The organism is Cryobacterium sp. TMT2-14, from assembly GCF_004402465.1.
GTDB lineage: Bacteria > Actinomycetota > Actinomycetes > Actinomycetales > Microbacteriaceae > Cryobacterium > Cryobacterium sandaracinum.
In genome coordinates, this window is sequence record NZ_SOFV01000009.1 from 13,222 (window position 1) to 34,097 (window position 20,876).

The window sequence follows — 20,876 nt, forward strand, 5'->3', positions numbered from 1 at the left end:
GCCGCCTCGTGGTCGTCCTGGCGTTCACGCAGCGCCTAGCGACCGCCGAACCCGCGTTTTCCGTGGGCGACCGCGAGTTCGACTTTCGCTCGACCATCGTTGACGAACAGCGAGAGCAACACGATCATGCGTCCACCTCCGTCGCCTTGTTGTGGATCTTCACAGGTTGCCACCGGTTCTCCGGGTTGAGCAGACCAGCGCCCACCAGTTCGAGCGCGGAACGGTGATCAGCCAGGTTGGTGCTGGCCCGCGGATGCCGCGGCCACGCTTGCTTACCCAGCGTGCTCGACCCAAAAACAATGGTCGGCTCGACACGTGCGGATGCCGCAGCCGGACCCGAAGCGCTGACGTCATCGTGGTCGGCCACGAACAGCATTCATCGATGCGCGCAACGTCGGGCGGATCGCCGCCTCGACCCGGTCCCAGCCCGGCCACATCGGGTCGGATACTTGACGAATTCACAAGCCACACCTATTTGATGCCGCTGCGCGCGAATCCCTGCACGAAGAAGCGCTGGAACACCAGAAACAGCACCACCATGGGCACCACGTTGATAAGGGCGAACGCCATCGTTGCACCGAAATCCGACCCGAATTGGCCCTGCAAGTAGAGCAGGCCGATCGGCAGGGTGAAGAGTTCGTTCTGCTTGAGGGCGATAAGTGGCCAGGCGAAATCATTCCAGGACTGCAGCAGCGTCATGAAGAACAGCACAGCGATCAGCGGCTTTGAGAGCGGCAAAACTATACTCGTGAACACTCTAAAGTGGCTAGCCCCGTCGATGAGCGCCGCCTCGATCAGGTCGCGCGGGATGGAGAGAATGAATTGGCGTGCGAGGAACAACCCGAAAGCGCTCGCGGCCGTGGGCAGGATGACCGCCCAGTAGCTGCCGTAAAGCCCGAGGTTCGTTACGAGCCGAAACAGCGGCACCATAATCACCTGCACGGGGATCATCAACGTTGTCAGGGCGATGAGAAAAACGACGTTCGAACCGCGGAACTTGAGCTGCGACAGGGCATACCCGCCTAACAGGTTGACGAGCACCGTGAGAACTGCCACCGTGATCGAGATCGCCATGGAATTGCTAAACCATGTGGCAATCGGGAACCCTGCGAGGACGCGCTCAAAGTTTCCGACTGTCAGGGTACGCGGCCAGAGACGCAGTGTGCCACCCAGCAGCTCGGACCGCGATGAGAACGCGACTACAAGCATCCAGTACAGCGGGAACAGCACAACGATGCTGATGAGGATCGCCGCAACGATGCGGGCGACGAGCCCCCGTCGCGAGCCTCTGCGCGAGCGCGGCGCCCCTAATCTTGTCGTCTTCTGCCTGCGGGTCGCCGGCGCTGGCGAGAGGGTGGATGTTGTCACGATTGTGTCCTTATTCGACCAGGTCCCGGCTGCGGCTGGTTCGCCACCGTACCGCAGTGAAGATAAAGGTTACGAGAAGAAGCACGACACCGATAGCGGCGGCGTAACCCTGGTCGCGAGTCACGAAACCCGTGTCATAGGCGTAGGTGACAAGCACGGATGTGGCATTCTGTGGGCCGCCGCCGGTCATCACGAACACGATGTCGAAGACTTGGAAGGAATAGATGACGTTCAGAATGAGCAGAAAGAATGACGACGGGCCAAGCAGGGGCACTGTCACATTCCGGAATCGGACCCAGAAACCCGCCCCATCCAGTTCGGCCGCTTCATAGAGTTCGGGGCCGATGCTCTGAAGGCCCGCCAGGTAGATGAGCATGTTGAATCCGACCCTCCACCACAACGTCACGAGAACAACAGACACGAACGCGGCGAATCCACCGGACTGCCAGTTAACGCTCGGAAGTCCGATAAATCGGATCAAATTGTCGAGGATGCCGTTGTTCTCGTTGAAAACGAGTACACCGATCAGTGCGGTGGCGACGCCCGAGATAGCCATCGGGATGATGAGAATGGAACGGAACACGCCTCGGGCGGGAAGGATCGAGTTGAATAGCACGGCTGCGCCGAGGCCAAGGACCATCGACAGAGGCGTCACGATGATTGTGAACAGCAGGGTGTTCGCCGTGGATCTCCAAAAGAGCGGATCGCCAAGAAGGCGCTCATAATTGGCGACACCGACGTATTCACCGACCCCGAACCCGTTGGTCTCCTGAAAGCTGATCACCACGGTCCACACGAGCGGGACGAGCACGAATAGGCAAAGCAGCAGCATGTTCGGGGTCAGAAACAGCCACCCCGCGAGTGCCTCGCGCACGGTTTTACTATTACGACGCCCCGGGCGCCTTGGAAGCGTAAGCGACGGCGCGACGGTGCCCGCGACGCGGTCCTGCACGATGGCGACTTTTGTCACGAATTGCCCGTGGTTTGGGCGATCCCTTCTGCGATTGATTTCAGAGTGTCTCCGGTACTTGTCGAACCGGCGAAGGCCGATTCCAGGTTGTCCTGGAGTACGGTGATGATTCTCGACATGTCGGGGGACGCCACCTGGCTTGAGTCCTTGGCGCGCACCGTTGAAGCCTGGCTGAGGAAGATGGGGGCGAGCTCGGGACGTACATCGAAAGCGATGCCCGATTCGCTGAGATCCTTACGGGTCGGCAGGAGTGAGGCGGTCTCGCAGAAGTCGCGCATTTGCGTGCCGCCCGTGACGAAGTCAAGGAAGGCTGCGGCGAGCTCCGGGTTGGCGGTGCCCGCAGTGGCGACGAGCGCATTCCCCCCGAAGTCGCCCCCACCGCGCTTGCCACGTGGCGCGAACGTCGCGCCCCACTCGAAGTCGAGTGTGTTCGTGGCATCCGGGATAGCGAACGCACCGGACCAAACCATCGCCGAGGTCTGCGAGTACCAGGTGTCGCTCGCGAACGTGGCCGACTTGATGGTGTTGTTCGGCGGGACGAAGTTCTTCGTGAAAAAGCTTGACGAGAATTCCAGGGCAGCCAACCCTGCGGCCGAGTCGATCGCAGGGTCGGTGAGGTTCGTGTCCAGGAACCGGCCGTCCGCCTGGAAGAGCAGGCTAAGCCAGCGGGTGACGCCATTACCCTGCCAGTTGTAGGCCATGGGGTAGGCCTCTGCGGGTTGGGCGGCACGCAGGGTCGCGGCGACCTCGGACAGCTCGTCCCACGTCCAGGCGCTGTCGAGAGAGGTGGGAACCGACGTGATCCCGGCCAGTTCCAGAATGGCTTTGTTGTACAGGATCACTGAGGTATCGGTGTGGTGAGGCACCCCGAACGGCTTATCGTTACCCTGCACGGCCGCCCAGGCCGCGTCGGTGAAGCGATCGGAAAATCCGGATTCCAGGTACGGGCTCAAGTCCAAAAGCTGGTCCCGACCGGCGTAACTGCCAAACGTGTAATACGGCACGCGGAAGATGTCCGGCGGATTCCCCGCCTGCAGCTGGGCATCAATGTTGGTGAACATCTGTCCGTAGGGAACCGAGTTCAGCTCGATCTTCGTTCCCGCGTTAGCCTCCTCGAACGACGCGATGGCACGAGCGAAACTTGCGAGCTCCGCGTCTGTTCCCCACGTAGTGAATGTCAACGTTTTTGACCCCGTGGCCGTAGAGGTTGACTGCTGCGGCGCGAAACCGCATCCTGACAGGAGCAGGGGTAATGACACCGCTCCGGAGCCGATCAAGAAATGACGTCTGCTAAAATCCATTCAGGGATCCTTCAGCTGGGTCTGGGAGATTCAGATTTCAGTAGTTACGTACACTGATTCCACTGGCACATTATCACGACCCTGGCTGCCGCCAACTGCCGTCTGTCACCGTCGGAATGTGCAAAAGGAATTGACTCACACCGGGCGCAAGACCCGCGCTCGGCTCATCGCTGCCGCGACGACCCTCCTTGTCAACGTCGGGCGTGATGGAGTGTCCACGCGTGCCGTCAGCCGCGCGGCCGGTGTGCAGCCACCCGCCATATAGCGGATCGCGGCCAGGTCAAACCACTCCCGCTTCTGTGGCGGCAGCAACCACTCTCGCCGGTCCTCTCCACCGCGCAGCCAAAGCCGGGATGCTCGACGCTTCCGACCTTCCAGGTATCCCATCGCACTCGTGAAGCGGTACTCGCATCTGTACTGAACGACGCCGGACCGACAGTCGGGTCCGCTGCGGTCACTGCTGCTGTGCGGCTTCGAGCGTCTTTAGCCGACACAACCGTGCTCACCGCGACCGAGAGACAGCTTTTGGGAGACTGGCTCGACCGTGAGGACTCGCGCCGCACGGCCGACGAGCACGGCTGCTTAGCCGGAGTCCACCGGCTGGCTTGTGAGGGAATTCTGATATCGGTTTTGTGGGGGGCTTTGAGAGTTTCAGGCGCGGATGCGGTCCGGGTCTCGCGGCCCGGGGTGTTCCGCTGGTGTTCCTGTTGATGCCGGTGTCCGCTGCTTGGTCAGGTGGGGTCGGGTTGTCGCGGTCGAAAGTTCTGGTCGAACAGGGCCGTCCTGGGTTTCTCCGAGGGCCAGTGCTCGGGCAGGTGCGCCAAGGAACTGCTCTAAGGTCGGCATTCACGAGCGCTATCGTGGCGTGAGTGCGGTGGGTTGTGTCGGCGGCGACGGTGTCGACGGTGCTGGTGGTGAAGAAGGCATGGAATCGATGGGTGTCGAACAGGGTCGCCCGGGGTGGCCCTCAGGTCAACGGACGGGCGGTATCGACGTAGTCGAGCGTGTGAGACTGATGGCAGGGTCTCGGGCACTCCGCCTCGAAAAAGAACAGGAATCGCACATGGAATATCGCTCACTCGGCAACAGCGGCGCGGTCGTTTCGACCTACGCCCTCGGCACCATGACTTTCGGCGCGGAGGCCGATCAGGAGATGGCACACACACTTCTGGACACATATGTAGAGGCAGGCGGCAACTTCGTCGACACCGCGGATGTCTACAGCTCCGGGGTCTCGGAGGAAATGATCGGGTCCTGGCTGGCTTCGCACCCGACCGAGCGTGAGCAGATCGTTCTCGCGACCAAGGGCAGGTTTCCGATGGGCACCGGCCCCAACGATCGGGGAACCAGCCGCCGGCATCTGAACCGGGCACTTGACGATTCGCTGCGCCGGCTGGGCACGGATCACGTCGACCTATATCAACTGCACGCCTGGGACGCGTTGACGCCGCTGGAGGAGACCCTGCGCTTTCTCGACGACGCCATCCGGAGCGGGAAAATCGGCTACTACGGCTTCTCCAACTTTCTGGGTTGGCAGCTGACGAAGGCCGTGTACGTGGCGCGGGCGCTCGGTTTCACGCCGCCGGTCACCCTGCAACCGCAGTACAGCCTCCTCGTGCGCGAAATCGAATCGGAGATCGTGCCGGCCGCACTCGACGCGGGCCTGGGGCTTCTCCCTTGGTCGCCCCTCGGCGGAGGCTGGTTGTCGGGTAAGTACCGGCGCGACACGGACCCCACCGGAGCAACGCGCCTCGGTGAGGATCCCGCGCGCGGGATGGAAGCCTGGGGTCCGCGCAACAAGCAGGAACGCACCTGGCGTATCATCGACGCCGTCGCTGAGGTTGCAGCCGAGATCGGTGCCACGAGCGCGCAGGTGTCCCTTGCCTGGCTTGAGGTGCAACCGGCGGTGACCTCGGTCATCCTCGGGGCGCGGAGTGTGAAGCAGCTCGCGGAAAACCTGTCCGCGGCCGACGTGCAACTGAGCCCAGAGCACCTGGAACTGTTAGGCGCACTCAGTTCACCGGTCGTTTCCGACTATCCCTACGGTGAGGCGGCGGTCGCGCAGCGCTTGCGCGTGGTCGGTTTTTAGGCCCGGTGCTCGAGCCGGACCGGTCGCCGCCACGACCTTGCCCATCGCACCCGACGGCATGCCGGTGCACTTCTCGAACGGCCAGGTGCCCTCCGTGCCGTCGATCTGTCCCTGTCTTCATACCCACGGGGTATTCACCACGGAAGACATAAGCGACATCCTGTTCTGAGACCAGAAAGCGAAAACCCCGAAGGAGAAATCATGACCGTCATCAGTTCGAACATCGACACCGAGGCGCTGACGCTCACCTTCGTGGCGGATTTCGACGCGAGCCCGGAGCGGGTGTGGCAGCTCTGGGAGGACCCGCGTCAGCTCGAGCGCTGGTGGGGCCCGCCGACCTGGCCGGCCACCTTCGAGCGGCACGACTTCGTGCCCGGCGGCCGGTCGAACTACTACATGACCGGCCCGGACGGCGAGAAGGGGCCCGGCTGGTGGGTGACCACGCTGATCCAGCCGCCGCGCCGGTTGGAATTCGAGGACGGCTTCGCCGACGAGAACGGTGACCCGATTCTCGAGATGGGCTCGGTGCGGGCCGTGGTGACTCTGGAGGAGGCCGACGGTCGTACCCGCATGACCACGGTGTCGACGTTTGCGAGCCTCGAGCAAATGCAACAGATTTCCGAGCTGGGTATGGAGGAGGGTATGCGCCAGGCCATGGGGCAGATCGACAGGCTTCTCGCTGAAGACGACAGCGCCTGACCGGAGCGCCGTCGCCGGCGGTCGCGCCTCGCTCAGTGCACGAGCGCCTTGAGTGCGATCAGTGCCAAGCCCATGCCCGCCGTTCCCGCCGCGGTGGCGAGCTTCGCGCGTGAACCGGCCTGCCGTTGCCGGGCAGCCCACCAACCCAGCACCGCGAGGGTGACCACAGCAGCCCACAGTGAAAGGTCTACGGCCGCATCTATCGACCACCCGAGGAGTGCGGCGAGGATCAGGCAGGCTACCGGCACGATGAGCGCCCATAACAGCCCGGCTGAGCGTTGCAGCGCCTCACGGACCGCCTCCCGCCAGCTCAGGTCCCGATTGCCGACGATCTCGGCGTACACATGCGCGCCCCAGAACACCAGGACGGTTCCCACGGTACGGGCGATGAGGGCCGGCAGGCCGGGGTTGTACAGGGAGAACGCGGAAATGAGACCCGCGGTCAGCACAGTGCCGTAGACGGCCTCCGCGTTCATGGCCCGCGACACCCACGGGTAGCGCCGCAACCGGGCATCCAGGTCGAACCCCGAAGGCTTCACCGCCACCGCCGTTTCCGCATTGGCAACTCGCTGCCGCCGCGGTCAGCATAGTCGGGCGAGCTGCGTATGACCCTGCATCAGCAACCACGCCGCGCCAGCATCGTTGGGCGGTCGCGGTCGCGGTCGCGGTCGCGGTCGCGGTCGCGGTCGCGTTCTCGGGCATGCGTCGGGCGGAGAAGTTGCCCTCCCCGGAGAAGACCGTACGGCAGGCGGACCGCGACGAGCCTGCGCCGTTCTGACTCGGGATCCGCGATTTCGCGTGCACGTGTTACACGGCGTTGCCGGCGATTCAGTCAAGAACGGCAGGAGTCGCATGGCGAGCGCGTGGCCCAACTCCGTGTCGACACGAGTGCCCCAAGGCCACGACCTCCGCCCGGTTGCTGGCTCCCGAGCACACGGCCAGCCGCCCCGAATATGCGGATGCCTTGCTGGACGACGTACTGGCCGATCAGGCCTCGGGCTCCCGGGCGACCACGCCTGAGACTTCGACGAGCTGGCGGCGACCATCGGCACCCTCATCGGGAGCGACGTCACCTTCCGCAACCTCACCCCGGCCGCGCACGCGGACATGCTGACGGGATTCGGACTCGACGCGGGCCTGGTGGGCTTTGTTGTGGGGCTCGACACCGACATCCGTGACGGCCTGCTCGGTGAGACCACCGGTGACCTCGCGTGCCTCACCGGCAAGCCGCCGACCCCGCTCGCCGCGGGTTTGGCTCGTGCGTCGTGAGGTGGTTGCTCGCGGCGAAGAACGGGGCCTCGGTGACCGACGCTCGATCGGCATCGGCATCGGCAGGCGTCTGGCCAGCCCCGAGGGGGCGACGAGCAGGTGGAAGCCTTTGCGGGCAAGGATTGGCACAACCTCAGCCTGCCGGCCAAGGTGGAGGGCCAACGAAGAAACCCCAGTTCTGCGACTGGGGCTTCTTCATTGCGACCTCTGCAGAACTCGGGCTAGTGGCTCAGTGCCGGTTCCTCGAACTGGTTCATCGTGTTGTTGGTGCCGCCGGCCTTCAGGGCGGCCTCGCCGGCGAAGTACTCCTTGTGGTTGTCACCGATGTCGGAGCCGGACATGTTCTGGTGCTTGACCGTGGCGATCCCCTCACGGATCTCTCGACGCTGCACACCCTTGACGTAGGCGAGCATGCCTTGGTCGGCGAAGTAGCCCTTGGCCAGGTCATCGGTGGACAGCGCGGCCGTGTGGTAGGTCGGCAAAGTGATGAGGTGGTGGAAGATGCCGGCCTCGGCCGAGCCGTCGCGCTGGAAGGTGCGGATGCTCTCGTCGGCGATTTGAGCGAGCTCGGTCTCGTCGTAGGCGACGCTCATCAGCTTCGCGCGGTCGTAGGCCGACACGTCCCTGCCCTCGGCGAGCAGGTTGTCGTACGCCTGCTGACGGAAGTTGAGCGTCCAGTTGAACGACGGGCTGTTGTTGTAGACCAACTTGGCGTTCGGGATGACCTTGCGGACCTCGTTCATCATTCCGGCGATCTGGGCGACGTGCGGCTTCTCCGTCTCAATCCAGAGCAGGTCCGCGCCGTTCTGCAGCGAGGTGATGCTGTCGAGAACGCAACGGGCCTCACCGGTGCCCTGACGGAACTGGAACAGGTTGCTTGCCAGGCGCTTGGGGCGCAGCAGCTTGCCGTCGCGCTTGATGACAACATCCCCGTTACCCAACTCGGCCTCGGTGATCTCGTCGACGTCGAGGAAGGAGTTGTACTGGTCGCCCAGGTCCCCGGGCTGGTAGGTCACGGCGAGCTTCTGCGTCAGGCCGGCACCGAGCGAGTCGGTGCGCGAGACGATGATGCCGTTGTCGATGCCGAGCTCGAGGAACGCGTACCGCACGGCGTTGATCTTCGCGATGAAGTCCTCGTGGGGAACGGTGACCTTGCCGTCCTGGTGGCCGCACTGCTTCTCGTCCGAGACCTGATTCTCGATCTGGATGGCGCAGGCGCCTGCCTCGATCATCTTCTTGGCCAGAAGGTACGTCGCCTCGGGGTTACCGAAACCGGCGTCGATGTCCGCGATGATCGGCACGACGTGGGTCTCGTAGTTGTCGATCTGTTCCTGGATGTCCGCGGCCTTGGCGTCGTTGCCGGCGGTATGGGCCCCGTCCAGGGCGGTGAATAGCAGGTCCAGCTCGCGGGCGTCGGCCTGGCGGAGGAAGGTGTAGAGCTCCTCGACCAGCGCGGGAACGGCCGTCTTCTCGTGCATGGACTGGTCGGGCAGCGGGCCGAAGTCGCTTCGCAGAGCAGCGACCATCCAGCCGGACAGGTACAGGTAGCGCTTGTTCGTGGTCTTCAGGTGCTTCTTGATCGAGATCATCTTCTGCTGGCCGATGAAGCCGTGCCAGACTCCGAGGGACTGCGTGTAGACGGAGGAGTCCGCGTCGTACTCCGCCATGTCCTTGCGCATGATGTCGGCGGTGTACTGGGCGATTTCGAGGCCGGTCTTGAAGCGGTTCTGTGCACGCATGCGGGCGACCGACTCAGGGTTGATCGCGTCCCAGCTGCTTCCGGCCGCGTTCTTGAGAGCTTCGACAGCCTGGGTGTCGTCTTGATAGATGGTCATGTGCATTCCTTCGACGTTGAATTGTGCAGAGCGTTGGACGGCTTCCGGCGGCCCGTTATCGGCTGCTAATTGAAGACTGCTGCAATAACAAGCGGTCTTCTTCACGATTCCCGGCAGAACTTTTGGGATTCTTCTTCGTTTGAGAAGAATTCCCTGAGCGAGCCGGATCGTGACCGGGAATATGCCGAGATCGACGACCCAGGTGGGATCGGAGGGGAGGCCACCCCGGTGGATCCCTCCCCGCGCGACTAGGGTGTTGCGCGGAAGAAAGCTTTGACCGGAGGACCACCTGAGCCCTGACCGTGGCTGGGGTGTTCCTCGCGGGAAAGGCACGGCGGCAGAACCGCACCAATCAAAGGAAATCACTATGAACAGCACACCTTCAGTAATCGTTTTCGACGTCAACGAAACCCTCTCCGATATGTCCCCGCTGAGCGCCCGGTTCGTGGAGATCGGAGCCCCGGCCCACCTGGCCCGGGTCTGGTTCGCCTCGCTGCTGCGGGACGGCTTCGCCCTCGCCGCCGCGGGAGGAACCGCGCAATTCTCCATGATCGGATCCGAGATCCTGCGCGGGGTCCTCCGCGACGTCGACCTGACCCGTAGCCTCGACGACTCGGTGCGCCACGTGATGGACGGCTTCGAGACGTTGAGCCTGCATCCGGACATTGCCGACGGCATCCGTGATCTGAAAAGTGCAGGGTTGCGCCTGGTGACCTTCTCCAACGGATCCGCGCAGGTGGCCGAGTCCCTCCTGACCCGCGCGGGTCTCCGAGGGGAGTTCGAGGCTCTGCTCACGGTGGAGGACGCCCCGGCCTGGAAGCCGGTTCGGGCCGCCTACGACTACGCCGCGGATGTCTGCGGAGTGAAGCCGGGCGAGCTGCTCCTGGTGGCCGTGCACCCCTGGGACATCCACGGGGCCGCGCAGGCAGGCCTCCGCACTGCGTGGCTGAACCGCGCCGATGAGATCTACCCCAGCTTCTTCGCGGCACCGGACCACACCATCACCGCCCTCGGCGAACTGGCCACCCAGCTCGCCCGCGACTCGCACCCCGCCCATCGCCCCTAACGAATTCGACGGAGATTTTGGCTCTGGAGCCCGGTTTGTGGCCCACACAGGTCGAAAATCGGAAAATCTCCGTCGAATTCGTTCGGGCGGGCCGTGGTCTGGGGGCAAGGGCTGTCGGGAAAGAGACCGAGGCCGATGGTGGCGCTCTGGATACCCTAGGGGGTATACTGATACTTTCAGTGAATCGAGAAGGAGTCAGCTATGTGCAGCCCCATTCGTTGTAACCGTTGCGGCAAGATCACCTGGACCGGTTGCGGTGAGCACGTCGACAGCGTCATGGCCGACATCCCGCCCGCTCAGCGCTGCACCTGCAACTAGGCATGAAGAACCTCGTCGCAGCACTCGTCCTGGCCGGTGCCGCCCTGTTCGGCCTCACCGCGTGCTCCGCTCCGGTCGCCCCGGCGGCTGAGTCCGCCATGGCGGCCGGCACCGTCGTGATCGACGTGCGCACCCCCGGGGAGTACGCCGCCGGTCACCTCGAAGACGCGCTGAACATCGATGTGCAGTCATCCGACTTCGACAGCCAGGTTGCGGCGTTGCCGACCGACGGCGACTACGTCGTGTACTGCCGCTCGGGCAGCCGTTCGGCCGCCGCGGCGGCCCGTCTGGCCGATCTCGGGTTCACCTCGGTGACGGATGCCGGCGCCATGTCTGCCGCCACCGTCTCCACCGGTCTCCCGATCGTCACGACCCCGTAGTGCCCGCAACACCGGCACCACCCACAACACCGCGAAGGGCACCCACGAGCGTGGGTGCCCTTCGCGGTGTTGCCGGTGCTTAGCCGCCGAAAGCGACGAGGTGCTTTCGAAAGCGGCCAGCAGTCGCTCGTAGACCTTCAGCACGTCGGGGGCGGTGACGCCCTCGACCGCGATGGTCAGATCGGCGATGTCGGTCTCCTCGACCGCGCGTCCGGCCTCCATAGCGGTGTCCACGCTGACCGAGCCCTCGGCGAGGAGAGTGTCGTAGAGGTCCTGGGTGTCGTCGGTCAGGAACTCGTCGGCCTCCAGTCCGACGGTCGGGTCGGTGAGCTCATACCGCTCCAGGAGGGTGCACACGGCATCCAGGTGCTTGGATTCCGACTTGGCGATGCGGGTAGAGAGCGCCGGGTCGTACTGGGCGTCGAATGCGGCGTACAGGTCGTACGCGAGCTTCTCTTCTTCGCTCATCGCCGCGAGCTCTGACTTCTGGTCCTCGGTCAGCGTGCCCATGACCATGCCGCTCGGGTTCGACTGGCCGGCCTGGGGGGCGTCGCCGGGAGTCGGTAAGGCGGAGAGGCCGGTCAGGCAGACGCCTTGTCGGCGGCCTGGCGTGCCGCGATGCTGGCGTGCACCTCGTCCATGTCGAGGCTCCGCACGGCGGTGATGACCTCTTCCAGTGAGGAGGCGTTCAGGGCGCCGGGCTGGGAGAACACCAGCACTTTATCGCGGAAGGCCATCAGCGTCGGGATCGAACGGATGCCCGCGGCGGCGGCCAGGCTCTGCTCGGCCTCGGTGTCGACCTTGGCGAACACGATGTCGGGGTGCTTCTCGGACGCGGCGGTGAAGGTGGGCGCGAACATGCGGCACGGGCCGCACCAGGCCGCCCAGAAGTCCACCAGCACGATGGAGTTGTCGGTGATGGTCTGGTCGAAGGTTTTCTCGGTGGTGTCAATGGTTGCCATGACTCCAGAATATACCCCATGGGGTATTTTGGTCAAGCGTCGGGCGACGCCCGGAGCGGCCCGACAGGTTGCTTTTCAGATACCCCTGGGGGTATCGTATCCAATGTGCGATCCGATCGCACGCACAACGCAGGCAAGACGTCAGCACGACGCACGCAAGACTTGGAGGACTTCGAACCATGGACGTTATCGTTATCGAAACCCCGCAGCTGGGAGACCGCAGCTACCTGGTGCACGACGGCGCGGTCGCGCTGGTCATCGACCCGCAGCGCGACACCGACCGGGTGGAGAGCGCGGCACGCGAGGCCGGAGTCTCCATCACCCACGTCGCCGAGACCCACCTGCACAACGACTACGTGACCGGCGGCTTCGCGCTCGCCCGGGTGCACGGCGCGAAGTACCTGGTCAACGCCGCCGACTCCGTCACTTTCGAGCGGGAGCCGGTCACCGACGGCCAGGTCTTCCCAGTCGGCGGCCTGACCGTCACCGTGGTGGCCACGCCGGGGCACACCCACACCCACGTGTCCTACATTGTCAGCGACGGCAGCGAAGAGGCGGTCTTCTCCGGCGGCAGCCTGCTGTTCGGCTCGGTCGGACGCACCGACCTGGTAGCCACGACCGACACGGTCGCGCTCACCCACGACCAGTATGCCTCGGTGCGCCGGCTCGTGCACAAGGCCGAGCATGACGCCGCGCTCTTCCCGACCCACGGGTTCGGCTCCTTCTGCTCCAGCGGCCCGGCCACCGGCGCCGGAGCATCCACCATCGGCGAACAGCTCACGGCGAACCACGCCCTGACCGACTCCGATGAGGAGCACTTCGTGCGCGACCTGATCACCAACCTCACCGCCTACCCCTCCTACTACGCGCACATGGCCCCCGCGAATACGCAGGGTCCCGGCGCGCCGAACCTGCAGGTGCCCGAGTCCCTCGACGCCGTCGAGCTCACCCGGCGCCTGGCCGAGGGGGAGTGGGTCGTCGACCTGCGCAACCGGGTCGCGTTCTCGAGTAACCACCTGCAGGGTGCCGTGAGCTTCGAATACGGCAACGGCTCGAACTTCACCACCTACCTGGGCTGGGTTCTGCCCTGGAAGGAGCAGCTCACCCTGGTCGGCGACCGCGCAGACGTCGAGGACGCCATCCGTGACCTGTCGCGCATCGGCATCGACTCGCCGGATGCCGCCATCGGCACCGAGCCGCACGCCCTGGCCCCGGATGCCCCGGTCGCCACCTACCCGCGTGTGGGCTGGGTCGGGATGCTGCAGGGCCGCGCCGAACAGGATGTCCTCCTGGACACCCGTCGCGCCGACGAGTTCGCCGGTTCCCACCTGCTCGGTGCGGTGAATGTTCCGCTGCACGAGTTGCTCTCCCGGATGGAGGAGATCCCGGCCGGCACAATCTGGGTGCACTGCGGTTCCGGCTACCGTGCCGGGGTCGCCGCCAGCCTTCTGCAGCGCGCCGGCCGTGAGGTCGTGCACGTCGACGGGAACTTCGACGAGGCCACGGCTGCCGGACTCACCCTGGCCGAGCTGACCGTCTAACCCCATGCCGGGAAAGCGAACGGCGATCCACCCGGCCGAGAAGCGCAGTCCCGGCTCGTGGACCGTCCCTGGAAGATGCTGCCGATCGGTGTGCTCTTCGGTTCTGGCCTCGACACTGTCGTCTCGATCAGTCTCTCCGTTTTTGCCCGGGGTGCTCACGCCGGGCCTGTTTTGGTACGCGGCCCTGGTGCTCCCCATCGTCTTCTGGGAGCGGTCCTGTTCGGCGTCGTCGCGCTGACCGGAGTCCTCCTGGTTCTGTGGGCACCGTTCCGCCCCAATCTGTCCCTGGAAAGGCACTCATAATGGAACTCACCCCGCAGCAGGTCTTCAGCCGCCTGGCCGAGGCGCAGATCGTCGAAGTGCGGGAAACCCCCGAGCTTCTCGACGGCATGATCGCCGGAGCCCGGCACATTCCGCTCAGTACGATTCCGGAGAACACCGCAGCTCTGGACCCGAAGCGACCCGTGATCCTGGGCTGTCGCAGCGGGAGTCGCAGCGCCAGCGCCGCCGACTACGTGGCTGCCGCGGGATTCGACGCGAATACGATGACGGGCGGAATGCTCGAGTGGACTGCTGAGCGGCTGCCCACTGTTCTGCCTCAGCGCCCGTGATCATCGCGGCCCTCGTCCTCGGGCTCATCGTCGGGTCCCTGCTGGGCCTGGTCGGCGGGGGCGGGGCGATCATCGCCGTGCCGGCCCTCGTCTACGGGGTCGGGCTGCCGTTGGAGGAGGCGATCCCCACCTCCCTGATCGTTGTCGGAGCGGCCTCCGCCGTCGCCGTGCTCCCGCGGCTGCGTCGCGGCGTCAACTGGCGGCTGGCCACCATCGTCGGGTCGGCCGGGGTGGCGACCGCCTACCTGGGCACCATGGTCAACCGGCTGCTTAACCCGGGAGTTCTGTTGCTGATTTTCGCCGTGATCATGGTGATCGCCGGCATCCGCATGTTCATGCCGCCCCGACCTGGCGGCGGCCCCTGTGCGCTCCCGGGCGGGGAGATCAGGTGGCGCAGCTGCCTGCCCCGCGCGCTCGCCACCGGCGCGGTGGTCGGTTTCCTGACCGGGCTGCTCGGAGTCGGTGGAGGCTTCCTCATCGTGCCCGCGCTCACCCTCGTGCTCGGCCTGCCCATGAGCGTGACCGTGGGAACCTCGCTGGTCATCATCGTCATCAACTCGTTGGCCGGGTTCACCGCGCACCTGGGTGACGTGCAGATCGACTGGGCCGTGACCGGTGCGTTCGCCGTGACGGCCATGGCTGCGTCGCTGATCGCCGGCCGGCTCGCCCGCGGACTGTCCGACACTGTGCTGAAACGCGGATTCGCCGTTCTGGTTCTGATCGTCGCGGTCTATGTGGCCGTGCAGGCCGTGGTGGCGCTTGTCGACTAGGACAGCGCTAGGAACAGCTTCTCGAGTTCCTCCACGTGGAGGGGCTTCTTGTCAACGGTGTCGCCCTGGTCGGGGAGACACTCCTTCATCGCGGAGGTGATGATCGTGAAGCCGGCGCGGTCGATGGCGCTGGAGACGGCGGCGAGCTGGGTGACGACCGCCCGGCAGTCGGTGCCTGCTTCGACGGCGGCGATCACCGCGACGAGTTGCCCCTGGGCGCGCTTGAGCCGGCTCATGGTCTTGCGCAGATCATCTGGCCTTGTCGGGTCTGACTACATGTGTATAAAATACCCCGTGGGGTATCAACCCTCTTGACAATCGAGGAATCAGCCACACCATGAGAATCTCTAGAACGTTCACCGACCTCCGCATCTGGCCTCGCCGAAGACGGATGGTCGCAGCCGGCATCGCGGCGGCGGCGTTAACCGCGCTGACACTCGCCTCGGGCTCCGTTGCCGTGGCCGGCGGATCACTGATGTTCCCCGGTGCCGTCTGGGCCTATGCGGTCACGGTCGTCGGGGCCGGGCTGATCGGCCTGGTCGTCGCCAGCTACTTCGATGCCCCGATCGGCGGGGAAGCCACCCGGTGTGACGTGCGCTGGCCCGTGCTCGGCCTGATCGCGGTTTATCTCACCACCGAACTGCGGGAGGCCGTTCCACTTATCGCGGCCGCCGTTCGCCCGGTCGTCGCCGTCGCCGCGATCGCGCTGCTGGCGTGGGCGCTGCTCGAGCGTCTGGGCATCGAGCACCGTGCCGTCGACGATCGGAGTGTAAACGGTGAGGACGGCGAGGTCTGCACGACCTGCAAGCCGCTGTTCCCGGCGACGCGGAGCCGCTGACACCGTCAGGGGGCCAGAGGGTCGAGCCGACCGGCAACCACAGGAAGTCAAACCCCCAACAGTCGCACCGACGCTCCACTGCCCGGAAGACCGTGGTGCTCAGGAGGTCACGTTCCTGCGCGCTGAGACCGCCGAGTTCCGGTCTGCTCCCGACGAAGGTCTCCAACGGCCGATGATGTTTTGGCTGGTCTCCCCGTTCCAGATCACCGGGTACACCGCTACATGGATTCCGCGACCACGGCCAGCACGTTGGCGGCCGGGTCCGTGAACCAGGCGATTTGGGCCCGGTCTTCCTCGTCGCGCATGATGCCCTTCTCGTCGTTGGGCGGCATGTCGGCCAGATCCGCATCGCCGTAGATCTTCGTGGTCACGCCGCGGGCGTTGAGCTCGTCGACCGTCTTCTCGACGTCGTCGGTCATGAAGTTGAGAACGGTGAAGGACGCCGGCACATGATCGGGCTTGACGTAAATGAACAGCTGCGCGCCGTTGCCGAGCCGAACCTCGAGGTTGCCCATCATGCCCTCCGTGACGGAGAGACCGAGGGTCTCACCGTAGAAGCGTTTTGCCTTGTCGATGTCGTCAACGGAGAACGAACTGAAGGCCTCGGAACTGGTGAACATGTCAATCTCCTTCGTCAGGAACCATGTGATTCGCCGACGACGATTGCACTCTGCACCAGAGTTGGATAGCCCCCGGCAGGGTAGCGGATCGCGGATACCCCGTGCCCTGCCGAGGCAGGTGCCTAGTAGCTGCGCGGCTGGCGCGGCGGGCGCTCGGTGCGGCCCTCGCGACGAACCGGTCCGCCGCCGTCGGCACGGATTTCGATGAGCTTGCCGCTGATGCGGGTGTTCTCCAGTCGACCCAGCACGTCGCCCGGCATGTCGGCCGGCAGCTCGACGAGCGAGTATTCCGGGTTGATCTGGATGTGACCGAAGTCTTCGCGGCTCAGGCCACCCTCGTTGGCGAGAGCGCCGACGATCTGGCGCGGTTCCACCTTGTGGCGCTTGCCGACCTCGATGCGGTACGAGGCCATCGCGCGGTTGTTGTCGCGGGGGCGGCGTTCCACCCGCTCCACGCGTTCGCCGCGCTCTGCGCGTTCGTCACGGCGGTCGCCGCGACCGGCGTCGGCGCGGGCGCGCTCTGCCCGGTCGCCGCGGTCGGCACGCTCGGGCCGCTGCGCGCGGGCATCCGCCTGGGTGAGCAGCAGGGGAGTCTCTCCCTGGGCGACGACCGCCAGGGCCGCCGCGACATCCGCTTCGGGCACGTCGTGATGTGCGACGTAGTGACCGATGATGTCGCGGAAGGCGCCGATCCGTTCGGACTGGCCGAGGGCCTCGGTGATGGCGTCGTCGAAGCGTGCCAGGCGGGTGACATTGACGTCTTCGAAGCTGGGCAGCTGCATCTGCGTCAGCGGCTGGCGGGTCGCCCGCTCGATGGCGTTGAGCAGGTGTCGCTCGCGCGGCGTGACGAAGCTGATCGCTGCGCCGCTGCGGCCGGCTCGGCCGGTGCGGCCGATGCGGTGCACGTACGACTCGGTGTCGATCGGGATGTCGTAGTTGACGACGTGGCTGATGCGGTCGACGTCGAGGCCGCGCGCGGCGACATCCGTTGCGACCAGGATGTCCAGCTTGCCGGACTTGAGCTGGTTGACGGTGCGCTCGCGCTGCACTTGGGCCACATCGCCGTTGATGGCAGCGGCGGAGTAGCCGCGCGCGCGCAGCTTCTCGGCGAGCAGTTCGGTCTCGTTCTTGGTGCGGGTGAAGACGATCATGCCCTCGAAGTTCTCCACTTCGAGGATGCGGGTGAGCGCGTCGACCTTCTGCGGGTACGACACCATCAGGTAGCGCTGGGTCGTGTTCGCGGAGGTCGTGGTCTTGTTCTTGATCGTGATCTCTTCGGGGTCGTTCAGGTACTTCTTCGAAATCCGCCTGATCTGCGGCGGCATGGTCGCCGAGAACAGGGCGACCTGCTTGTCGTTCGGGGTGTCGGCGAGGATCGTCTCGACGTCCTCGGCGAAGCCCATCTTGAGCATCTCATCGGCCTCGTCGAGCACCAGGTACTTCAGCTGCGACAGGTCGAGCGTGCCCTTTTCGAGGTGGTCCATGATGCGGCCGGGCGTACCGACGACGATGTGCACCCCACGACGCAGCGCGGAGAGCTGCACGCCATAGCCCTGGCCGCCGTAGACGGGGAGCACGTGCACGCCGCGCATATGACCGGCGTACTTCTCGAATGCCTCACAGACCTGTAGGGCAAGCTCACGGGTCGGGGAGAGCACGAGTGCCTGCGGGGTCTTCTGCGCCAGGTCGAGGCGCGAAAGAATCGGCAGCGCGAACGCGGCAGTCTTGCCGGTTCCGGTCTGGGCGAGGCCGACGACGTCGCGCCCGGCGAGAAGCGGGGGGATGGTGGCGGCCTGAATGGCGGAGGGAGTTTCGTACCCGACGTCCTTGAGCGCCTTGAGCATCGAATCATTGAGCCCAAGGTCGGCGAAGGTTTTCGTGTCGCGGGCAGTATCTGCCTCGCTCTGCGTGGGGGTCGTGTCAGGGGTGTGCATACTACAACGGTAATCCATCGGAGAGTGCGCCCCGTTCGTGCGGGAGGATAAGACCATGTCGACAACGCAGCAGCAACCCTGGGTAAAGAACTATCAGCCGGGCGTCCCGGCCGAGATCGAGCTCCCCACGGAGTCGCTCGTCGCGATGCTCGAGCGGGCCGTGGCCGAGGCCGGTGACCACCCCGCACTCGAGTTCTTCGGGCGCCGCACGACGTACACCGAGCTCGGCGACCAGGTCGACCGGGTTGCGGAGGGTCTGCGGCACCTCGGGGTGCGAGCGGGAGACCGGGTGGCCCTGATCCTGCCGAACTGCCCCCAGCACGTCGTCGCCTTCTACGCGGTGCTGCGCCTGGGTGCCGTGGTGGTCGAGCACAATCCGCTGTACACCTCGCGGGAACTCCGCCACCAGTTCGAGGACCACCAGGCGCGCATCGTGATCGCCTGGGACAAGTCCGTGGCCTCCGTTCGCGCCTTCCCGCGCGACATCGAGATCGACCACATCGTGTCCGTGAACCTGCTCCTGGCGTTCCCGACCCTCAAGCGCCTCGCCCTGCACCTGCCGGTGAAGAAATTGCGCGAATCCCGCGAGGCCCTCACGATTGCCGCGCCGGGCACGATCCCGTGGAAGGAGCTGCTCAGCCATCTCCCGATCGATCCCGCGCATCCGCGCCCGTCGGTCGACGACCTCGCGGCCCTCCAGTACACCTCGGGCACCACGGGCCAGCCCAAGGGCGCCATGCTCACCCACTTCAACCTGTACTCCAACGCTCTGCAGGGCGAGGCATGGATGCACGGGGCCGAGTACCGCAAGGAGGTCTTCTACGCGATCCTGCCGATGTTCCACGCGTTCGGCATGACCCTCTACCTGACCTACGGCATCCGTAAGCAAGGTCTGCTCGTCTTGTTCCCCAAGTTCGACCCCAACTTGATTCTCGACGCCATGAAGAAGTCGCCCGCCACGGTGTATTGCGCGGTGCCGCCGATCTACGAGCGCACGGCCGTGGTGGCGAAGGAGCGCGGAATCTCGCTGCGCTCCTGCAAGTACTGCATCTCGGGTGCGATGAACCTGCCCGACCATGTCGTGGAACTGTGGGAATCGGTGTCGGGCGGGCTGCTGGTGGAGGGCTATGGCATGACGGAGACGTCGCCGGTGGCCCTCGGCAACCCGTTCCACCCCACCCGCCGGCCCGGCACGGTCGGCGTGCCCTTTCCCTCCACGCTGATGAAGGTGGTCGACCTGGACGACCCCACCGTGGAGGTAGTGCAGGGCCGGCCCGGCGAGCTGCTCCTGAAGGGCCCCCAGGTTTTCCAGGGCTACTGGAACAACCCCGAGGAGACCGCGAAGGCCCTCCTCCCCGGCGGCTGGATGCGCACGGGGGACATCGTGACCGTCGACGCAGACGGCTTCACCACGATCGTGGACCGCGCCAAGGAACTCGTCATCACCGGCGGCTTCAACGTCTCGCCCTCGGAGGTCGAGGCGGTGCTGCGACTGCACGCGGATGTCGTCGACGCGGCCGTCGTCGGCAAGGCTCTCGAACGCGGCGGGGAAATGGTCGTCGCGGCAGTCGAGCTGAAGCCCGGAGTGCCGCTCGATGAGGATGCACTGCGGGAGCACTGCCGCGAGCACCTCGCCGCCTACAAGATCCCGCGCCGGATCGTCACGATCGAGGACATGCCCCGCTCCATGCTCGGCAAGATCCTGCGCAAGCAGGTGCGCGAGCAGGTTCTGCCGGGGCTCTGAGACTGATCAGAGGTGCTGCTCGAGCCGACGCCTCGTGAGCAGGTAGGCCCGGCGCAACCACGGATCGCCGTCGCCGGCCCAGCGATTGAGCACCCCGTCTGCCCGGGCCCGGCCCGGCGCATCCAACCGCTCCACCAGCGGACCCACCACGTCGACGGCGAGCGGGTCGACCAACTCGCGCAGGCGGGCACTTCGCACAAATCCCTCGATCCGGCTCAGGTCGGAGTTGTCCAGCACCCGCACATTCGATTGCAGCAGCACGACGGCCGCGAGACGGCGCTCGAACACCGGCACCGCCCACAGCTCGGAACTCAATGCTGTGATGTCGTCGTGCGTCAGGCCGGGATACCGGCGGCCGGCGTCCCGGATCGTTCCGCGCACCGCGCCGACCGAGGCACCGTAGAACCGCAGGTCGCTGCCCAGCCGCTCCTGCGCCGCCGCCGCCCGGTACGGATCCCCCTCGGCCTGCAGCGTCGCGTCTACGAAGCTGCCGGCGTCACTCACCCCTTCATTCTCGCGTTTCCGGAGGCTGCCGGCGCACCCCGGCCGTTACGCTGAGCG

The 20,876-nt window shown here is 65.4% G+C and carries 22 protein-coding genes; 11 read left to right on the forward strand and 11 right to left on the reverse strand.

Annotation, left to right across the window (positions count from 1 at the left end):
* Positions 1 to 124: 124 nt before the first annotated feature.
* From E3O28_RS02605 to E3O28_RS02620, 4 genes are all read right to left on the reverse strand, one after another.
* Positions 125 to 376 (reverse strand): hypothetical protein, encoded by a 252-nt coding sequence (locus tag E3O28_RS02605; RefSeq protein WP_134415131.1) that lies wholly within the window; start codon positions 374 to 376, stop codon positions 125 to 127.
* Positions 377 to 471: 95 nt separating this feature from the next.
* Positions 472 to 1,368 (reverse strand): carbohydrate ABC transporter permease, encoded by an 897-nt coding sequence (locus tag E3O28_RS02610; RefSeq protein WP_241972976.1) that lies wholly within the window; start codon positions 1,366 to 1,368, stop codon positions 472 to 474.
* Positions 1,369 to 1,378: 10 nt separating this feature from the next.
* Positions 1,379 to 2,338 (reverse strand): sugar ABC transporter permease, encoded by a 960-nt coding sequence (locus E3O28_RS02615; protein WP_241972977.1) that lies wholly within the window; start codon positions 2,336 to 2,338, stop codon positions 1,379 to 1,381.
* The gene (locus tag E3O28_RS02620) at positions 2,335 to 3,519 is read right to left on the reverse strand and encodes a sugar ABC transporter substrate-binding protein (protein ID WP_241972978.1); all 1,185 of its coding nucleotides are present in this window, start codon (positions 3,517 to 3,519) and stop codon (positions 2,335 to 2,337) included. Before E3O28_RS02620 ends, E3O28_RS02615 begins: the two co-directional genes overlap by 4 nt.
* 1,183 nt (positions 3,520 to 4,702) lie before the next feature.
* Here E3O28_RS02620 and E3O28_RS02630 point away from each other — a divergent pair.
* Positions 4,703 to 5,728, forward strand: a complete 1,026-nt coding sequence (locus tag E3O28_RS02630) for an aldo/keto reductase (RefSeq protein WP_104101524.1) — start codon at positions 4,703 to 4,705, stop codon at positions 5,726 to 5,728.
* Between the two features lie 201 nt (positions 5,729 to 5,929).
* Positions 5,930 to 6,427 (forward strand): SRPBCC domain-containing protein, encoded by a 498-nt coding sequence (locus tag E3O28_RS02635; RefSeq protein ID WP_134415133.1) that lies wholly within the window; start codon positions 5,930 to 5,932, stop codon positions 6,425 to 6,427.
* A gap of 32 nt (positions 6,428 to 6,459) precedes the next feature.
* Here E3O28_RS02635 and E3O28_RS02640 read toward each other — a convergent pair whose 3' ends face one another.
* Entirely contained in the window at positions 6,460 to 6,966 is a 507-nt protein-coding gene (locus E3O28_RS02640) for a hypothetical protein (protein WP_134401454.1), read from the reverse strand.
* A gap of 568 nt (positions 6,967 to 7,534) precedes the next feature.
* Between E3O28_RS02640 and E3O28_RS16175 the strand changes: the two genes are divergently transcribed.
* Complete coding sequence (locus tag E3O28_RS16175) at positions 7,535 to 7,696, forward strand: hypothetical protein (RefSeq protein WP_158250278.1); 162 nt, start codon at positions 7,535 to 7,537, stop codon at positions 7,694 to 7,696.
* Positions 7,697 to 7,917: 221 nt separating this feature from the next.
* On the opposite strand, the gene E3O28_RS02645 is transcribed toward E3O28_RS16175, so the two are convergent.
* Positions 7,918 to 9,531 carry an isocitrate lyase gene (locus tag E3O28_RS02645; protein ID WP_134401455.1) on the reverse strand — a complete coding sequence of 538 codons (1,614 nt, stop codon included), beginning with the start codon at positions 9,529 to 9,531 and terminating at the stop codon, positions 7,918 to 7,920.
* A gap of 367 nt (positions 9,532 to 9,898) precedes the next feature.
* On the opposite strand from E3O28_RS02645, the gene E3O28_RS02650 reads away from it, so the two are divergent.
* The 3 genes from E3O28_RS02650 to E3O28_RS16180 all read left to right on the forward strand — a co-directional run bounded on the left by E3O28_RS02650 (position 9,899) and on the right by E3O28_RS16180 (position 11,778).
* Positions 9,899 to 10,597 carry a haloacid dehalogenase type II gene (locus E3O28_RS02650; protein ID WP_134415134.1) on the forward strand — a complete coding sequence of 233 codons (699 nt, stop codon included), beginning with the start codon at positions 9,899 to 9,901 and terminating at the stop codon, positions 10,595 to 10,597.
* Positions 10,598 to 10,917: 320 nt separating this feature from the next.
* Positions 10,918 to 11,295, forward strand: coding sequence for a rhodanese-like domain-containing protein (locus E3O28_RS02655; RefSeq protein ID WP_104101511.1), 378 nt, complete (start codon positions 10,918 to 10,920; stop codon positions 11,293 to 11,295).
* A 54-nt stretch (positions 11,296 to 11,349) separates the two neighbouring features.
* The gene (locus E3O28_RS16180; RefSeq protein WP_166784713.1) at positions 11,350 to 11,778 is read left to right on the forward strand and encodes a hypothetical protein; all 429 of its coding nucleotides are present in this window, start codon (positions 11,350 to 11,352) and stop codon (positions 11,776 to 11,778) included.
* Between the two features lie 98 nt (positions 11,779 to 11,876).
* On the opposite strand, the gene trxA is transcribed toward E3O28_RS16180, so the two are convergent.
* Entirely contained in the window at positions 11,877 to 12,257 is a 381-nt protein-coding gene (trxA, locus tag E3O28_RS02665) for a thioredoxin (protein ID WP_104101506.1), read from the reverse strand.
* Between the two features lie 179 nt (positions 12,258 to 12,436).
* On the opposite strand from trxA, the gene E3O28_RS02670 reads away from it, so the two are divergent.
* The 3 genes from E3O28_RS02670 (at position 12,437) to E3O28_RS02680 (ending at position 15,179) form a co-directional block, all read left to right on the forward strand.
* Positions 12,437 to 13,798, forward strand: coding sequence for an MBL fold metallo-hydrolase (locus tag E3O28_RS02670; protein ID WP_134415135.1), 1,362 nt, complete (start codon positions 12,437 to 12,439; stop codon positions 13,796 to 13,798).
* Between the two features lie 302 nt (positions 13,799 to 14,100).
* A complete protein-coding gene (locus E3O28_RS02675; RefSeq protein ID WP_134342391.1) occupies positions 14,101 to 14,409 on the forward strand; it encodes a rhodanese-like domain-containing protein in 309 nt (102 codons plus the stop codon).
* Positions 14,406 to 15,179 carry a sulfite exporter TauE/SafE family protein gene (locus E3O28_RS02680; RefSeq protein WP_347232364.1) on the forward strand — a complete coding sequence of 258 codons (774 nt, stop codon included), beginning with the start codon at positions 14,406 to 14,408 and terminating at the stop codon, positions 15,177 to 15,179. The genes E3O28_RS02675 and E3O28_RS02680 overlap by 4 nt, the downstream gene beginning before the upstream one ends.
* Here E3O28_RS02680 and E3O28_RS02685 read toward each other — a convergent pair.
* Positions 15,176 to 15,415, reverse strand: a complete 240-nt coding sequence (locus tag E3O28_RS02685; RefSeq protein WP_134342390.1) for a metal-sensitive transcriptional regulator — start codon at positions 15,413 to 15,415, stop codon at positions 15,176 to 15,178. The genes E3O28_RS02680 and E3O28_RS02685 overlap by 4 nt on opposite strands.
* A 101-nt stretch (positions 15,416 to 15,516) precedes the next feature.
* Between E3O28_RS02685 and E3O28_RS02690 the strand changes: the two genes are divergently transcribed.
* Positions 15,517 to 16,017 carry a hypothetical protein gene (locus E3O28_RS02690; RefSeq protein WP_134342389.1) on the forward strand — a complete coding sequence of 167 codons (501 nt, stop codon included), beginning with the start codon at positions 15,517 to 15,519 and terminating at the stop codon, positions 16,015 to 16,017.
* Between the two features lie 218 nt (positions 16,018 to 16,235).
* On the opposite strand, the gene E3O28_RS02695 is transcribed toward E3O28_RS02690, so the two are convergent.
* Together E3O28_RS02695 and E3O28_RS02700 are read right to left on the reverse strand one after the other, a co-directional pair.
* Entirely contained in the window at positions 16,236 to 16,637 is a 402-nt protein-coding gene (locus E3O28_RS02695; RefSeq protein WP_104101492.1) for a VOC family protein, read from the reverse strand.
* A 122-nt stretch (positions 16,638 to 16,759) separates the two neighbouring features.
* Positions 16,760 to 18,571 (reverse strand): DEAD/DEAH box helicase, encoded by a 1,812-nt coding sequence (locus E3O28_RS02700; RefSeq protein WP_104101489.1) that lies wholly within the window; start codon positions 18,569 to 18,571, stop codon positions 16,760 to 16,762.
* 55 nt (positions 18,572 to 18,626) lie between these two features.
* On the opposite strand from E3O28_RS02700, the gene E3O28_RS02705 reads away from it, so the two are divergent.
* The gene (locus E3O28_RS02705) at positions 18,627 to 20,315 is read left to right on the forward strand and encodes a long-chain-fatty-acid--CoA ligase (protein WP_134342388.1); all 1,689 of its coding nucleotides are present in this window, start codon (positions 18,627 to 18,629) and stop codon (positions 20,313 to 20,315) included.
* A gap of 6 nt (positions 20,316 to 20,321) precedes the next feature.
* On the opposite strand, the gene E3O28_RS02710 is transcribed toward E3O28_RS02705, so the two are convergent.
* Positions 20,322 to 20,819 carry a DNA alkylation repair protein gene (locus E3O28_RS02710; protein WP_134415136.1) on the reverse strand — a complete coding sequence of 166 codons (498 nt, stop codon included), beginning with the start codon at positions 20,817 to 20,819 and terminating at the stop codon, positions 20,322 to 20,324.
* Positions 20,820 to 20,876 lie beyond the last annotated feature (57 nt).

Excerpts from the sequence above, each read along its gene's own strand:
- E3O28_RS02605 (WP_134415131.1), bottom strand. The coding sequence starts at position 376 with ATGCTGTTCGTGGCCGACCACGATGACGTCAGCGCTTCGGGTCCGGCT.
- E3O28_RS02630 (WP_104101524.1), top strand. The coding sequence starts at position 4,703 with ATGGAATATCGCTCACTCGGCAACAGCGGCGCGGTCGTTTCGACCTAC.
- E3O28_RS02635 (WP_134415133.1), top strand. The coding sequence starts at position 5,930 with ATGACCGTCATCAGTTCGAACATCGACACCGAGGCGCTGACGCTCACC.
- E3O28_RS16175 (WP_158250278.1), top strand. The coding sequence starts at position 7,535 with ATGCTGACGGGATTCGGACTCGACGCGGGCCTGGTGGGCTTTGTTGTG.
- E3O28_RS02645 (WP_134401455.1), bottom strand. The coding sequence starts at position 9,531 with ATGACCATCTATCAAGACGACACCCAGGCTGTCGAAGCTCTCAAGAAC.
- E3O28_RS02650 (WP_134415134.1), top strand. The coding sequence starts at position 9,899 with ATGAACAGCACACCTTCAGTAATCGTTTTCGACGTCAACGAAACCCTC.
- E3O28_RS02655 (WP_104101511.1), top strand. The coding sequence starts at position 10,918 with ATGAAGAACCTCGTCGCAGCACTCGTCCTGGCCGGTGCCGCCCTGTTC.
- trxA (WP_104101506.1), bottom strand. The coding sequence starts at position 12,257 with ATGGCAACCATTGACACCACCGAGAAAACCTTCGACCAGACCATCACC.
- E3O28_RS02670 (WP_134415135.1), top strand. The coding sequence starts at position 12,437 with ATGGACGTTATCGTTATCGAAACCCCGCAGCTGGGAGACCGCAGCTAC.
- E3O28_RS02675 (WP_134342391.1), top strand. The coding sequence starts at position 14,101 with ATGGAACTCACCCCGCAGCAGGTCTTCAGCCGCCTGGCCGAGGCGCAG.
- E3O28_RS02685 (WP_134342390.1), bottom strand. The coding sequence starts at position 15,415 with ATGAGCCGGCTCAAGCGCGCCCAGGGGCAACTCGTCGCGGTGATCGCC.
- E3O28_RS02690 (WP_134342389.1), top strand. The coding sequence starts at position 15,517 with ATGAGAATCTCTAGAACGTTCACCGACCTCCGCATCTGGCCTCGCCGA.
- E3O28_RS02695 (WP_104101492.1), bottom strand. The coding sequence starts at position 16,637 with ATGTTCACCAGTTCCGAGGCCTTCAGTTCGTTCTCCGTTGACGACATC.
- E3O28_RS02700 (WP_104101489.1), bottom strand. The coding sequence starts at position 18,571 with ATGCACACCCCTGACACGACCCCCACGCAGAGCGAGGCAGATACTGCC.
- E3O28_RS02705 (WP_134342388.1), top strand. The coding sequence starts at position 18,627 with ATGTCGACAACGCAGCAGCAACCCTGGGTAAAGAACTATCAGCCGGGC.